Below are 14,604 nucleotides of genomic sequence, written 5' to 3'. Positions count from 1 at the left end.
TGTATAAGAGACAGGCCCATCACCGCCCACATCACCGAAGGAGCTTCGGCATGACGCACACCTATCTGCGTTCGCAGCGACCGGCCGTCAACCATCTGGCCGACGGGCTCCGCCGCTACGCACAAGGCACCTGCGGCGAACTCGCGGCGGTCGAGCTGCTGATCGTTCACCGGTTCTGGCTGACACGCGCCGACTTTCGTTCACAGTTCATCGAGCGCGACGTCGCCCCAGATGTCCGTGCTGACGTGCTCGCCTGGGTGAAATGGGACCGGGCCGCCGCAGCGCTCGCCTGTGGGCGCCTGGTGTGTTCCGCGGGCGAGGCCGCCGTCCTCCAGGTCGCCGCCGCCCTGGCCACCGGCGGTGCGTTCTCCGCCTCCGCGCTGAGCAGCCTCGATCGCGAGAACTTCGCCCGCGTCTTGACCGCGACCGTGCAGGCCAGCGGCCACTCGGCCGCTCAGGTGGTGATCCGATGAAGTTGGCCGCACTCGTCCGCGCTGCCGCTGCCCCAGCCGCATCCACCGAAGGAGACGAGCGAGAGCAGCGCACCGGGCTGGGCGATCTCCTGGCACCATCGGCGCTCCGCGTGAACGCATCATCCCTGGACTTGCCGGACGGCTGTTGCGCGTCGTTCGCCATCACCGGATATCCGCGCGAGGTCGGCGCGGGCTGGCTGGAGCCGCTGCTCACCTACCCCGGCCGCCTCGACGTCTCCCTGCACGTGGAGCCGATCCCGCCGATGGTCGCCGCACAACGGCTCCGGCGGCAGCTCGCGCGCCTGGAGTCCAGTGCCCGCGCCAACGCCGAGGCGGGCCGGCTGGCGGACTTCAGCGCCGAGGCCGCCGCTGACGATGCCGCCGACCTGGCCTCGTCACTGGCGCGCGGAGACGGCCGCCTTTTCCGTGTCGGTCTCTACCTCACCGTGCACGCCTGGGACGCCGAGGATCTGGACGCCGAGGTTCAGCAGGTTCGGGCCCTGGCCGCATCCCTCTTGCTGGACGCACAGCCGACCACGTTCCGCGCCATGCAGGGCTGGGTCTCGACGCTCCCGCTCGGAACGGACGCGATTCGGCAGCGCCGCACCTTCGACACCTCCGCCCTGGCCGCGTCGTTCCCGTTCGCGTCCCCGGACCTGAACGCCCCGACCGGCTCCAACGGGGTGCTGTACGGGGTGAACGTCGCCAGCTCCGGCGTCGTCGTGTGGGACCGGTTCGCCCAGGACAACCACAACTCCGTCGTCCTGGCCCGGTCCGGTGCGGGCAAGAGCTACTTCACCAAGCTCGAAGCGCTCCGCCTGCTCTACCACGGCGTCGAGGTATCGGTGATCGACCCCGAGGACGAGTACCGGGCCCTGGCCGAAACCGCCGGCGGCACCCACTTGGGCCTCGGCGCGAAAGGTGTGGCGTTCAACCCGTTCGACCTGCCCACTGACCAGGGCGACGACACCTTGATCCGCCGTGCCTTGTTCACCCAGACACTCGTCGCCGCCATGCTCGGCGAGCCCCTCAAGGCGTCCGCGCGGCCTGTCCTCGACCGCGCCGTCCTGGCCGCCTACGCCTCCAAGGGCATCAATTCCGACCCCGCCACCTGGACACGTCCCGCTCCGCTCCTGGCCGACCTGGTCGAACAGCTCGCCATCAGTTCCCATCCCGAGGGCGAGGCGATCGCTGAACGCCTCAACCCCTACGTCGCCGGGTCCTACAAGGAGCTGTTCGCGCAGGCAACGACGACCCGCCCGGACGGGCATCTGGTGGTGTTCTCCCTGCGGGACCTGCCCGAGGAGGTCAAGTCCGTCGGGGTGCTGCTCGCGTTGGACGCCATCTGGCGCAAGGTCGCCAACCCCGCCGACCGCCGCCCCCGCCTCGTCATCGTCGACGAGGCATGGATGCTGATGAAGGAGGCCGAGGGCGCCCGCTTCCTCTACCGGCTCGCCAAGTCCGCCCGCAAACACTGGGCCGGACTGACCGTCGTCACCCAGGACGCCGCCGACCTGCTCGCCTCCGACCTCGGCCGCGCCGTCGTCGCCAACTCCGCAACCCAGATCCTGCTCCGCCAGGCACCCCAAGCCATCACCGCCGTAGGCGACGCATTCGCCCTGTCCGAAGGCGAGCGCGCCTTCCTCCTATCGGCCGAAAGGGGTGAAGGCCTGCTCTGCGGCGGAAACGCCGGCGACCGGGCAGCCTTCGCCGCCATCTCCTCACCCGCCGAACACAAGGTCATCACCACCGATCCCGCCGAGCTAATCGACCACGAAGAGGAGGGCGACCCGCTGTGACCATGCTCCAGGACGTCCCGCGCTGGACGCACATCTTCGACCAGAGCCAGCACATCCCTGCGCTCGTCACGCACTACGGCCCCATCACCGCCGTAGCCGCAGGAGCGGCTTTCGTGGTGTACCAGGCGGCTCGTGCGGCACTCTGCCACTGGCAGAACCGGCGGTTCCATCAAGTCGACCGCCTGATCACGGTGTCGGTACCGCCGCAGGTCGATCCGGCCAGCGCGCATGCGTGGTGGGCCCACCAGATCGGCCTGCTCGCCCCGGCATGGAAACGATGGCTCTTCGGACAGCCGCACTTGGCCTTCGAATACGTCGCCGACGCCTCCGGAGTCCGCATACAGATCTGGGTTCCCGAAACGGTGCCGAACGGCATGGTCGAAGAGACCATCCGAGCCGCCTGGCCAGGCGCCACCACCACAACAGCCCGCCCCGCCGCGCTACCCATCCCCACGAGAGCGGCGACGGTCGGAGGGCGTCTCGTGCTGTCCCGGGACGACTCTCATCCGCTGAAGACCGATCACCAGACCGATCCGGTCCGCTCCCTTCTCGGCGCGATGTCGGGACTCGACGAGGGGCAATACGCCGCCGTCCAGATCCTCGCTCGGCCTGTCACCGGCCGCCGCCTCGCCCGCGCCCATCGTGTCGCCTCCAGGCTCAAGGGCGGGAGCCCTGCCGCATCGCGGGGCTTCTTCTTCGACCTGATCACACCCGGCATGCGCGCACGTACATCTGGGCACGGGGCCACCGCCGCGCGGGCAAGTGCGCATCCCGAACGCGCCGAGCAGGTTCGCGCGATCCTCGCCAAGGCGGCACAACCGCGCTTCGAGGTCGACATCCGTTACGCGGTCGGGGCACCCGATACCGAACACACCCAGAAATGGTTGCGCGGACGAGCCCACGCCCTCGCATCGGTCGCCGCGCTGTACGCCTCCGGCCACCAGCACCTGCGCCGCCGCAAACTTCCAGAGCCGACCAGCGCCCTGGCCTGGCGTCGATTCCGACGCGGCTACCTGCTGGGCGCCGCCGAACTGGCCGCCCTCGCACACCTGCCACTCGATCCGGACGCGCCCGCGATCACGCGCGCCGGAGCCCGACCGGTCGCCCCGTCACCCGACGTCCCCACCGGCCCGGACGCCGTCAACGGCCCCGCGCGGCTGCTGGGCGACGCCGACGCGAGTCACCGGCGCCCCGTCGCGCTACCGGTCAGCTCGGGGCGCCAGCACGTCCACATTCTGGGCCAGACCGGCGTCGGCAAATCCACCCTGCTCGCCTCGCTCGTCCTGGCCGACGCCAACGACGGCCGCGGCGCCCTGGTCATCGATCCCAAGGGCGACCTGATCGCCGACGTCCTCGACCGGCTCCCGAGCCGTATGGCGGGCCGGACGGTGCTGTTCGACCCGTCCGACCCGGCACCGCCGCCCTCGGTCGGGATCCTGTCCGGCCCCGACCCGGCGTTCGCCGTGGATTCGGTCGTGTCGATCTTCCACCGCTGCTTCCGCTCGTCCTGGGGCCCGCGCCTGGACGACCTGTTGCGCTCAGCCTGCCTTAGCCTCATGCACGCCCAAGGCGCCCGCGCCACCCTCGCCCAAGTGCCGCAACTCCTCACCGACTCCGCCTTCCGTGCCCGCGTGGTCGGACGGCTCTCCGACGACCTACTACGCGGCTTCTGGGCTGGCTACGACGAACTGTCACCGGCGGGACGAGCGGCCGCGATCGGCCCCGTGATGAACAAGCTCCGCGCCGTCCTGCTCCGCCCGTTCGTCCACCAAGCCCTCTCGGCGACCGGCTCCACCGTCGACCTGGCCCGGCACCTCGACCACGGCGGCCTCGTCCTGGCCCGCCTCCCCAAAGGCGTACTCGGCGAAGACGCCGCCCGCCTCATGGGATCACTCCTGCTCGCGCACACCTGGCAAGGCATCACCCGCCGCGCCGCAGTGCCCGAGCACGAACGCCCGGACTCGGCCGCCTACATCGACGAGTGCCACAACTTCCTCAACCTGCCCGGATCAGTCTCCGACATCTTGGCCGAGGCCCGCGGCTACCGCCTGTCGCTCGTCCTTGCCCACCAGCACCTGTCCCAACTGCCCAAGGACTTGCGCGACGCCGTCTCCGCCGACGCCCGCAACAAGATCTACTTCGCCGCCTCGCCCGAGGACGCAAGCGACCTCGCCCGGCACGCCGGCCCCGTGCTGTCCGCACATGACCTCGCCCACCTCGGCGCCTACCAAGCCACCGGACGACTCGTCACCGCCGGCCAGCCAACCCAGGCATTCACCTTCCGCACCCGCCCACTCCGCGACCCGATCCCTGGCCGCGCCGACCACATCCGCGCGGCCTCCCGCCAGCGCTTCACACCACGCGTGACAACGACCAAGCCCGCCACCGGAAAACCCGGGGCGCAGTCCGACCCGCGCGCCGAGGGCCCAGCCACCGAGGAGAACCGGTCACATTGAAGAAGACGATCCGCCACCGCCGGACGGCCAGCACGCCAAGACGAGCGACACCCGAACTCTTCCTCGAACTCCGATCGCGCCTCACCGACCGCGACCGGGCAATTCTGGAGTTGGTCTGGGAACACCGTGTCCTCACCACGCACCAACTCGCCGCCATCTTCTTCACCACACCCGGTAAGGCCCGAGACCGGCTCCTGCAACTGTTCCGTCTCAAAGCCCTCGAACGCTTCCAACCCTGGGTCCCCGTCGGAGCAGCGCCCTACCACTGGGTCCTCGGCCCTCTCGGCGCCCACAGCCTGGCCGCCCACCGCGACATCACCCTGTCCGGGCTCGGCTACCGCCGCACCACCACCCTTCAGATCAGCCATTCCCGGCACCTGGCCCACCAGGTCGGCGTCAACGAGTTCTTCACCCAGCTCCACACTCAGGCCCGCCACACACCCGGCGCCCACCTCGACAAGTGGTGGCCCGAGCGCCGCTGCACCCAGCTATGGGGAGACCTCGCCCGCCCCGACGCCTACGGCCGATGGACCGAAACCACAGCCCAGGGGCCAGCAACAGCCGACTTCTTCCTCGAACACGACACGGGCAGCGTCACCCTCGCCAAAGTCGCCGCCAAACTCAGCGGCTACGAGGCCCTCACCGAGGCCACCGGCATCACCACTCCAGTTCTGTTCTGGCTGCCCAACGCCCGCCGAGAAGCCCATCTCCGTGCCTTGCTGGGAACACCACCGGTTCCAATCGCCACGGCCGTCCATACTCCCGCCGACACCACCACCGGCGGCCCCGCCGGACCCGTATGGCTACCAGCAGGACAGGACGCCCCCCGCCGCCGACTGAGCGACCTGGCCATGGCATCGCCGCCAACGTCCGGGCCCGGACCCGGTAGGGCGGGGGACGCCGGTTGCCCGTAATCGCGGTCCTGGTCGCCCTCATGCTTTTTGTGGTCGTCCTCATCGGTGCCGTCACCGGCTCGACACCCAACGCGTGCGGACAGCGGGCAACTGGACCGCCAGTCGCCGGAATCCCCGCCAACTACCTCGCCCTTTACCGCAAGGCGTCGGTGGACTACGGCATCCCCTGGGAGATTCTCGCCGCCGTCGGATCCATCGAGTCCGACCACGGACGCTCCAGAGCACCAGGCGTCCGCTCCGGCGAAAACGACGCCGGAGCCGGTGGCCCCATGCAGTTCCTATCCGGCACCTGGGCAAGCTTCGGTGTCGACGGCAACCACGACGCCGAGAAGGACCGCCACGACCCAGCCGACGCCATCCCCGCCGCCGCCAACTACCTCCGCCACAACGGCGCCCCGCCCAAGATGCGCGCCGCACTCTTCGCCTACAACCACAGCAAAACCTACGTCGACGACGTCCTCAACCGCGCACGCAAGTACAAAACGACGCCCGCCAGCAGTAGCAGCCCAACCGAGGGCGCTTCTCCGGCCGAGTGCGCCGATGCCGCCGCCATAACCGCACCCAACGAGACCATCGCAAAGATCATCGCCTTCGCCATGGCGCAACGCGGCAAGCCCTACGTATTCGGCGCCACCGGCCCCGACGCCTGGGACTGTTCCAGCCTCGTCCAAGCCGCCTACGCCGCCGCCGGCCTCACCATCCCACGCACAACCTTCTCCCAATGGCCCTTCGGCGTCCGCGTACCCAACAGCCAAGCCCGACCCGGCGACCTCGTCTTCTTCAACTCCGGTCCTGGCACCTCCAACAACCACCCAGGCCACGTCGGCCTGGTAATCGGCCACGGCCAAATGATCGCCGCCCGCTGCTCCTCCTGCCACCCGGCCATCGGCGTCGAGCCCTATCGCCGCTCAGACTGGACCGGCACCACTCGCCCGCTGCTTAGGATCTTGCGCTCACGGCCTTCGGTCCCTCCCCACGCAAGAGCGCTGCCACGGTCGTAGAGTCGCGGGACGTAACGGCTGCATAGTGCGCCAGCAGCGCGTCCTGTTCTTTACGGGTCATGGCCGCGTCGGCCAAGATCGCATTCTCAACGTCCGACGCCAAGCCAAATTGCTGAACCACGAGGTACTTGTAGGGAACGTTGAAGATCACCGCCAGTTTCTGAACCTGGTCAGCTTCTGGCCAACGCTTGCCCCGCTCCCACTCAGAGACGGTTCCTTGGGACACGCCCACGCGTGCCGCCACCTCTGACTGCTTGAGCCCAGCATCGTCCCTGTGGTTGCGCAGTACGCGACCGAATTTGTCGTTCATGCAGGCGACAGTAACAGGCTTTCGCGCCTCACAGACTGCGATGAGAAATACCGTTGAGATTCCAGCAAGCAAAGTCTTTCGGGCATCAGCCACAACCGCATCGGGCCCGAACCACACGGGCGAGATCCATGATCATCGAGTAAGTCCACGTCCTTCCGTAGCTGGCATATGACCAGCTCACAGGCCACCTGACCCCACCCCACGTCACCAGACATGTCGCCCAGAAAATATCTAACCATCTCAAGTATTCCTCTAATCCCATCACCGCCTTAGTGAAGTCCAAATATCAAGGCTCCCATTGTTGGAACACTCAACCTTATCTATTGATATTCCATGCCCTCCATTTCGCCAGAAAGGCGTCTTGTCGAGTCGACAAAATATCGCCCTTGAAACACCAAGCCCTCACATGTCAAGCATTCACTATAAGGGATGTTAATCCACCACCACCTTAAAGTATGCTACTAATATTGAAATATCCGCACAAACAAATTTCTCACTTGAGTGCCATTCACTTTTCCCTCAAGCAGAAGGTTCTTTTTGGGTATACAAATACTTGCATCTCACTGATCATCTAAAATGAATAAAGAGTTTTGCGGCCTAATATCTCAAGGATAGTTGGTATCGGACTAATGTGTTAGATAGACTTCGGCATCAATGTATGCCTCTAAACTAATGGGAACCATCGAATGGCGCGCACTGGCCCGGGTGGTGTCCCACCTACCCGGGCCTGCGTGGGCTACTTCCTCAGACTGCACCAGAGACGAACAGCGCCACGCATCTCATCGAGCACGCGACGGCCCCGGCCGTAACTGATGCCGAGAGTCCCCGTGGGACGGTTACAGGTCCAGGTCGCCGGCTTTCACATCATTGAGGAGTCGAGTGAAGACCGTGCGGTCGAGGAGGAGGTGGCCGCCGTTGAGATTCTTACTGTCACGCACACCGATGGCGGACCGCGCCTGTGCGACCTCCACGCATGCCTGTTCGGAGTTGCTGCGGCTGCTCTTGCGCCACTTGGCTGCAGCGAAGTCGGCACTCATGGTCTGTTCATCTCCCTTGCTGTCTGCCGGAACAGCGCCGAACTGTCCTCCTGGGGGAGGGCGTTGTCCCAGATGAACGCAAACCCGTCGGAGTAGCGGTCGATCTCGCGGGGTTTGTCCAGGTACAGGGCTCCGGTGAAGCCTTGCACATACACGATGGGGGGTTCGTGGTCGCGTCCGTCTCCGGTGGTCGGGAACCTCATGAGGATGAACGGCCCGGTGTCGAGCCCTCGATGCGCCCCCACCTCGTAGGGCACGACGCGGATGGAGACGTGCGGGCGTTCGTTGAGTTCGGCGAGTCCGTCGAGCTGCGCCGCCATGACCGCCGGCCCGCCGACGACTCGGCGGACAACGGCTTCGTTCAGAGCGACCCTGATGGTGGGGGGTGACGTCGGTCGGGTCACCAACGTCTGGCGTTGGACTCGCAACTGCACCCGACGATCGATGTCCTCGTCCTGTAGGCGCGTGTTGTTGCTGATGACCGCGCGGGCATAGTCGGGGGTCTGGAACAGACCTGGAACCAGCTCGGGTGAGTACTCCTCAAGACTCTGTGCCGCCTCCTCCAAGCCGATGAACAGGTCGAATCCGTCTGGGATGACGTCACCGTAGGCGTGCCACCAGCCCTTTCCCTTGGTTTCCTTGGCGAGGCCCATCAGGGCCACCTTCAGCTCGTCGGGCGCCCCGTATACCCGGCACATGGTCTCGACGTCGTGAGATCGCAGGGACGTTTGCCCGGTCTCGATCCGCCACATTTTCGCCTCGGACCATTCGAGCGCTTTCGCGGCGGCTTGCACCGTTAGGCGTGCGTTCGTCCGAAGTTCGCGCAGGTAGCGGCCGAGCTGCCTCCGCGGGACGGTTGACCCCGTCGCGGCTTCCGGCATCCGCTTCACCTCCATCCCGGGGCGGTCTTTCACTCGAAATGAAAGCATCCCCCCGCACGATTCGCAATGAGCCTCCGACCTGCGGAAATTCGGTACGGAGAATCACTCTGAAACCTTGCAGCGCTGGTTTTCATGGTGCTCTACTCGGAGTCAGCACGGAGGTAGTTCGCGGCAATCCGTGATCTCGGCGAGCCGGTCAGGGCGCCCGTTCCGCGCTTCGCCACCGCAGAGGAACAACGCCCCCACGCATGGAAGAGGCCGACTATGAAGATCATCGAGAAACACCGACGGATGGGTGGCGGCGGCCACACCTCGGGGGTGTGAGCTGTGGGAGCCCACGCGCGATCTTCCGGAGCGCGATATGTCCCCCCACGTCCGGAGCCGAGTCAGGCAAGCGTCCCCACCACTCTGATCCCGCAACGCGAGCGAGTCACGTTCCTGGCCCACCTCTCTAGGGCGTTCGCCCAGATGGAGGGCATTGTCACGGCCTTCGCCGACCCGCAGGGGTTCGTGGTCCTCAACGTGATCCCGCTGGGCGTCCCCGGACGAGCCGTCACGGTCGGGTGCCACTACTGCCGAGACGGGGCGTGGTGGTTCTACAACACCCGCACGGGCGAGTCCATCCGCCCCGTGAACGACACGAGGGTGGCGGCCCACCAGATCAGGACCCAGATGGAAGAGGCGGCAGCGGCATGACCTTGGTGGTATCGGACTACCCCCGCAAGCATGTCGGCAAGGTCGCCGAGATCAACGGCATGACCATCGCCGACGGCCCGTGGATCCCCGTACGCGAGGCGTTCGGCATCACGGGTCTCAGGTCTGGTGTGCTCATGCGCTGGGAGGAGGAGGGCCTGATCTCTGTTAGCCAGGACTCCGAGCGGTCGCCGCGGCGGTACCTCAAGCCCGAACTGGAGATCGTCGCCAAGCTGGGCACCAACGGCCCACCGAGTCTGCGGGCCCTGCGCCGCTACCTGACGTCCCGCCTCGACGGCGAAAGCGACGACGGCCTGCCGGTCGGCCTCGCGAACGCCGACACCCAGAAGACGGACGCTCCCGGCGCGGACGGTGCAGAGAGCGCGGCGTTCCTGACCACGCTGGCCAACCTGCTGCGCGGGCAAAAACTCTCGCCCGAGGTGGTCAGTAAGCAGCGGATACGCGTCACCAAGGACGCTGCCTCCCGCGGGGTCGCGATCGAGTGCCGGCGCCGCGCAAGCGACGCTGATCGCTGGTGGTTCAGCTGGGGCGGCGGCGTCTGGCTATGCGAGGCCGACAACCCGACCGAGGCCGTGGTCCAGGTGAAGACGGCGCTGCGCACGGTGGGAGGACCCTGATGACGACGAGCGGGCCGATGGGGTATACGGCCAGGCCGGAGGCCATGGGCGCGCTGATCTCCACCCTGTTCGCCGACCGGCTGTTCGAGCACGGCATCCCCTACCTGCGCGTCGGACTGATGACGGTCTACGTGGAGGAGCACGCAACGGCGGAGTTGGCGGACATGAAGCGTCGTCCCGCTGCAGAGGCGATCGGAGCGGCCCTGGGCGTCGTCGCGAAGGTGTGGGACGAGGCGATGACCATGCACGGGATGTTCCGCCAGACGATCGATGAGTGCCAGCGGCAGGTTCGTCTGGAACTGGAAGAGATCGTTGACGAGCACATCACGCTCGTGAGGCAGGCGGGAGAGCGCGGGCCAAACCCGCGCGTGGAACCCGACCAGACCGACTCCGGCCAGAATGAGCTGTTGCCTGCCCAGATGCGCACCCTGGGCGCGGACCCGTCCCCCAAGCGCTCCGGCCCCCCGTAGAGATCACGCCCCGGAGCGCGGGGAGGGGCGCGCTCCGGGGCGCGGGTCCTGAAGCCGTCGGTGATCGGACGGTTCCAGGCCCCTCCAGATGCGAGGCGAACGTCTCACCCTCATCAGATCCAGTCCAGTCCTTCAGCAACTCCTCTATGGAAGCGAGGTGACGATGGTCAAGGAGTCTCTCCCTCGGCTGTCGGCGGATCGTCTTGTCATGGTCGTGCTCGTCCGGGAGGACGGCGGGGACGCCGGCCGTCCACCCGGTGCGGTCCCGACCTACACCCTGGACCAACTCCCCAGCGTGACGGCGCGCGCCCACCAGGCCGGCATCACCGCGTTGAAGGTCTTCACCACCGACCGGCGCGACGCCTCGGCGGCGGGTGCCGCGGCGAGCGGCTCGGTGATGCCACGTGCGATCCGCGCCATCAAGTCGATGCGCCTGGGTGTGCAGGTGATGACGGAGACCTGCCTGTGCGGCTACCTGTCCACGGGCGATTGCCATCTCACCGCGCCCAATGGACAGCCCGACCAAGCGGCGACCATCGCGGCGCTGGCACACCAAGCCGTGACCCAAGCCAAGGCCGGAGCCGACGTGGTCGGCCCCGCCGCGATGATCCCCGGCTCGATCGCGGCATGCCGGAGCGCCCTGGACTCCACCGGATTTCACCGCGTCCGCATCATGCCGCACTTGATCGTGGACTCACGTCTTTATGGCGGCTACCGGGCCGCCATGGGCATCCGCCCCCAGAACCGGCCGTTCCAGCTCCCCGCCTCCGGCCGTACGGCCACGGCGGTCGAGCGGGGACTCATGATGCTGTCCGAGGGCGCCGACTCGCTGCTGATCGAGCCCGCCCTTTTCTCCACCGACATCCTCTGTGCGCTGCACGCCAGGGCCAGCGTGCCGCTACTGCCCTTCTCCGTCTCCGGAGAATGCACCACCCTGCCGCCCGAACTGCTGGCCGAGGAGTACGCCATGCTCCTGCGCGCCGGGGCATCGCGAGTGGTCAGCCATGCCGCTCTCACCCTCGCCGCTACGCTCGGTGAGGCGTCCTCCACCGTCTCGACATCCCGGAAGACACTGACATGACCATCGTTCCCATGGGTTCCAGCAGTCCTCTGACTCCCGCCGCCGCGTACTTCGAGAACGCGCTGCCCGGGCGAGCGCTACGGCTCGGTGGACGCGCCAGCCACCTCGCCCGCGCCTACGCCCGGAACGTCATCGACGCTCTCACCGCCGTCATGCCCGACCTGGATATCGAGTACGTCCCCATCGAGACCTCGGCGGACCGGTACAAGGGCGACCTGTCGGAGCTGGGCGGCAAGGGCCTGTTCATGAAGGAGATCGATAAGGCCCTGATGATGGGCCGGATCGACGCCGCCGTGCACTGCATGAAGGACGTCCCCGGCGACGTCCCCCTGCCCAAAGAATTCGTCTTCGCCGCCTACCTCCAGCGCGACGACGTACGCGACGCTGTGATCTTCCCCGACGGCTCAAAGCACGCCACCATCGGCGACCTCCCCGCAGGGGCGCGCATCGGAACGTCTGCTGTCCGGCGCAAGGCACAGCTCCTGCGGACGCGGCCCGACCTCAACGTGCAGCGGTTCCGCGGGAACGTCGTCCCACGCCTGACTCGCCTCGATGAAGAGCAGGAGGTGGATGCCCTGGTTCTGGCGGGCGGCGGCCTGGCCAAGGTCGGCATGCAACACCGCATCTCGCAGCTCCTCAGCCTGGACGAGATGTGCCCCGCCATTGGGGCCGGCGTCGTCGGCGTCCAGTGCCGCAAGTCCGACGAAGGGATAGTGGAACTCCTCCAGGTCATCGACGACGCCCAGACCCGCACCCACATCCTCGCCGAACGCACGATGCTGCACGCGCTCCAAGGCCACTGCAACAGCCCGATCGCGGGACACTGCCACACCACCGACGACGGCCAGCTCAGCCTAATCGGCAGGGTGTTCAGCCGCGACGGCGCGACGTTCGCCTACGCCCACGAGTGGGACACTCCCGAACACGCCTACGAGCTGGGCGCCTACGTCGCCGCCACCCTGACCCGCAAGAACGCCCGAAGCATCATCGCCGGCACCCGCCTGCACTGAACCAGGTGGCGACCGACATCGCGACTCCGCAGACAGCGGCGCACGCCGCACTGACCGACCCGCGCCGACTCGTCCTGCTGCTGGTCAAACCGTCCTACAAGAAGCGATGGCACCTGCCCGGCGGATTCGCGTGAGAGGGCGAACTGCCATCCGCCGGAGTCGCCCGCGAGGTGCGGGAGGAGCTGGCCATCTCGCCGTAGCTACCTCGCGCACCCTCAGTCATCGCGTGGGTGCCACACGCCAGCGACCGCCTCCTGATCTACTACGCGGCCAAGCTCACGTCTTCGCAAGCACGCGACGTGAGAATCAACGGTCACGAGATCATCGGGTTCCAATGGTGCGACCACTGCGCCCTCAGTCAGTGGGTTCACCCGACCATCGCCGAACGGGTCTACCTCACCCTGCAAGCCTCTCGGCGAGGCCAAACCCTCATCACGGAACGACGGGACCTCTAAAAACCGCCTCGGAGATGTTCGTACTTGGGCTTACCGTCCCCAGTCGCTAGAAACCAGAACGTCCTCTGCGGAGTCCAAGAGAGTGACCGACTTGCACAGTGCCCAGGGAGTTACGATGCAACCCACTTCCTCTCGGCCACCGTCGCCCGATGGCCAAGCATCCTCCAGTGACGTAGGCGGACCGCGTCTGGTACCGATTGGCACTGCATTGGCCGGGGCCTTGGTGATGGCCGTAGCGGGGGCGGTCGGCCTTGTGGTGTCGGTCCTGTTGGTCCTGGGGACGCCGGGGCTTCAGACTTCCCGAACGGTACCCCTCGCACAGTTCTTGGACGTGATCAAGCTTGCGTTCGCTGCGATTGCAGGGATCGGTGGAGTAATCGCACTGGTCGTGGCCTATCGACGGCAGCGTGTAACTGAAGCAGCAGCTCGTCTTGAGCACGCCAAAGAGGGCCGCGAAACAACACGCCTGTTCAACGAGCGCTTTGCTGCCGCATGCGGTCAACTTGGAGACGAGAGCCCTGCGGTCCGGCTGGCGGGTGTCCATGCCCTTGCCGGGCTGGCCGACGACTGGCCCACCGGTCGCCAAACCTGTATCGATGTTCTATGCGCATACTTGCGAATGCCCTACGAGGAGGAACCACCAACTAATTCCACAGTTGAGCACGCCATCCGCCTGCGCTCAATGGGCGAGGTACGCCGAACGATCTGGGCAGTAATCGGCTCTCACCTGCGAACTGGAGCGACTTCATCTTGGACGGGACATAATTTCGACTTCACAGGCGCTGTGATCGACTGCGACGTTCCGTTCTTCGACATCGAAATTCCAAGTGGCATCATGACATTTAACGGCGCCCGCATCATCTGCGGCAACATATGGCTCCACAACGCGAAATTCTCGGGAGGTGAAGTAATATTCACCAACATTGAACTTCTCGGCGGAGAATTTTCCTTTCAAGGTGCCACCTTCGGGGGTGGCGTCATCTGGTTCGTTGGCGCGGAATTCTCAGGAGGCGAGCTATCCTTTATCTGGACTCACTTCTGCGGCGCAGAGATTTGGTTTCCAAAGTCGCGATTCTCCGGCACCAGAATATGGTTTGACCACGTACGCTTCTCCGCAGGGAAGGCATACTTTGGGGACGCACAGTTCTGTGGCAGCGAAATCGCGTTCAAAGAAGCATGGTTTGAGGGCTGCGAAGTTGACTTGCGCACTGTGACTGGCGTCGACCTGACCGCTTTTTGCCTACCGCCCTCGGCACCAGGACTCCTACTTCCCCCAGGCACGTAACCGGCGGCGGCGCGCACGGGGCCGCACCGGCGGCGGCGCGCACGGGGCCGCACCGGCGGCGGCGCGCACGGGGCCGCACCGGCGGCGGCGCGCACGGGGCC

The 14,604-nt window shown here is 66.5% G+C and carries 15 protein-coding genes; 12 read left to right on the top strand and 3 right to left on the bottom strand.

Annotated elements, in window-relative coordinates; all coding sequences use genetic code 11:
* Nucleotides 1-50: 50 nt before the first annotated feature.
* The 5 genes from E1293_RS08180 to E1293_RS08160 all read left to right on the top strand — a co-directional run bounded on the left by E1293_RS08180 (nucleotide 51) and on the right by E1293_RS08160 (nucleotide 6,643).
* Nucleotides 51-473, top strand: coding sequence for a hypothetical protein (locus E1293_RS08180; protein ID WP_132195508.1), 423 nt, complete (start codon nucleotides 51-53; stop codon nucleotides 471-473).
* Between the two features lie 110 nt (nucleotides 474-583).
* Complete coding sequence (locus tag E1293_RS08175; RefSeq protein ID WP_243716088.1) at nucleotides 584-2,272, top strand: VirB4 family type IV secretion system protein; 1,689 nt, start codon at nucleotides 584-586, stop codon at nucleotides 2,270-2,272.
* A gap of 2 nt (nucleotides 2,273-2,274) precedes the next feature.
* Nucleotides 2,275-4,728 (top strand): type IV secretory system conjugative DNA transfer family protein, encoded by a 2,454-nt coding sequence (locus E1293_RS47325; RefSeq protein WP_207938731.1) that lies wholly within the window; start codon nucleotides 2,275-2,277, stop codon nucleotides 4,726-4,728.
* Complete coding sequence (locus E1293_RS08165; RefSeq protein ID WP_132195504.1) at nucleotides 4,725-5,642, top strand: replication-relaxation family protein; 918 nt, start codon at nucleotides 4,725-4,727, stop codon at nucleotides 5,640-5,642. Before E1293_RS47325 ends, E1293_RS08165 begins: the two co-directional genes overlap by 4 nt.
* A complete protein-coding gene (locus E1293_RS08160; RefSeq protein ID WP_243716087.1) occupies nucleotides 5,633-6,643 on the top strand; it encodes a C40 family peptidase in 1,011 nt (336 codons plus the stop codon). The genes E1293_RS08165 and E1293_RS08160 overlap by 10 nt, the downstream gene beginning before the upstream one ends.
* Here E1293_RS08160 and E1293_RS08155 read toward each other — a convergent pair.
* The 3 genes from E1293_RS08155 to E1293_RS08145 all read right to left on the bottom strand — a co-directional run bounded on the left by E1293_RS08155 (nucleotide 6,582) and on the right by E1293_RS08145 (nucleotide 8,871).
* Complete coding sequence (locus E1293_RS08155; RefSeq protein WP_132195502.1) at nucleotides 6,582-6,953, bottom strand: helix-turn-helix transcriptional regulator; 372 nt, start codon at nucleotides 6,951-6,953, stop codon at nucleotides 6,582-6,584. The genes E1293_RS08160 and E1293_RS08155 overlap by 62 nt on opposite strands.
* An 836-nt stretch (nucleotides 6,954-7,789) precedes the next feature.
* Nucleotides 7,790-7,990 carry a DUF397 domain-containing protein gene (locus E1293_RS08150; protein WP_132195500.1) on the bottom strand — a complete coding sequence of 67 codons (201 nt, stop codon included), beginning with the start codon at nucleotides 7,988-7,990 and terminating at the stop codon, nucleotides 7,790-7,792.
* Nucleotides 7,987-8,871, bottom strand: a complete 885-nt coding sequence (locus E1293_RS08145) for a helix-turn-helix domain-containing protein (RefSeq protein WP_132195498.1) — start codon at nucleotides 8,869-8,871, stop codon at nucleotides 7,987-7,989. The genes E1293_RS08150 and E1293_RS08145 overlap by 4 nt, the downstream gene beginning before the upstream one ends.
* A 468-nt stretch (nucleotides 8,872-9,339) precedes the next feature.
* Here E1293_RS08145 and E1293_RS08140 point away from each other — a divergent pair, with 468 nt between their 5' ends.
* The 7 genes from E1293_RS08140 (at nucleotide 9,340) to E1293_RS08115 (ending at nucleotide 14,503) form a co-directional block, all read left to right on the top strand.
* Nucleotides 9,340-9,567, top strand: a complete 228-nt coding sequence (locus tag E1293_RS08140; protein ID WP_132195496.1) for a hypothetical protein — start codon at nucleotides 9,340-9,342, stop codon at nucleotides 9,565-9,567.
* Nucleotides 9,564-10,202 carry a hypothetical protein gene (locus E1293_RS08135; RefSeq protein ID WP_132195494.1) on the top strand — a complete coding sequence of 213 codons (639 nt, stop codon included), beginning with the start codon at nucleotides 9,564-9,566 and terminating at the stop codon, nucleotides 10,200-10,202. Before E1293_RS08140 ends, E1293_RS08135 begins: the two co-directional genes overlap by 4 nt.
* On the top strand, nucleotides 10,202-10,672 hold the full coding sequence (locus E1293_RS08130; protein ID WP_132195492.1) for a hypothetical protein: 471 nt from the start codon (nucleotides 10,202-10,204) through the stop codon (nucleotides 10,670-10,672). The genes E1293_RS08135 and E1293_RS08130 overlap by 1 nt, the downstream gene beginning before the upstream one ends.
* 88 nt (nucleotides 10,673-10,760) lie before the next feature.
* Nucleotides 10,761-11,753: a hypothetical protein gene (locus tag E1293_RS08125; RefSeq protein ID WP_132195490.1), complete on the top strand. Its 993-nt coding sequence runs from the start codon at nucleotides 10,761-10,763 to the stop codon at nucleotides 11,751-11,753.
* A gap of 11 nt (nucleotides 11,754-11,764) precedes the next feature.
* Nucleotides 11,765-12,763 carry a hydroxymethylbilane synthase gene (gene hemC, locus E1293_RS08120; RefSeq protein ID WP_132195488.1) on the top strand — a complete coding sequence of 333 codons (999 nt, stop codon included), beginning with the start codon at nucleotides 11,765-11,767 and terminating at the stop codon, nucleotides 12,761-12,763.
* Nucleotides 12,764-12,768: 5 nt separating this feature from the next.
* On the top strand, nucleotides 12,769-12,897 hold the full coding sequence (locus E1293_RS50130; RefSeq protein ID WP_279473028.1) for an NUDIX hydrolase: 129 nt from the start codon (nucleotides 12,769-12,771) through the stop codon (nucleotides 12,895-12,897).
* A gap of 652 nt (nucleotides 12,898-13,549) precedes the next feature.
* Nucleotides 13,550-14,503: a pentapeptide repeat-containing protein gene (locus E1293_RS08115; RefSeq protein ID WP_132195486.1), complete on the top strand. Its 954-nt coding sequence runs from the start codon at nucleotides 13,550-13,552 to the stop codon at nucleotides 14,501-14,503.
* Nucleotides 14,504-14,604 lie beyond the last annotated feature (101 nt).

The sequence above is a fragment of the Actinomadura darangshiensis genome, from assembly GCF_004349235.1.
Taxonomy (GTDB): Bacteria; Actinomycetota; Actinomycetes; order Streptosporangiales; family Streptosporangiaceae; genus Spirillospora; species Spirillospora darangshiensis.
Note: the sequence above shows the minus strand (reverse complement) of the source record. Positions and strands in the feature narration are given on the sequence as shown.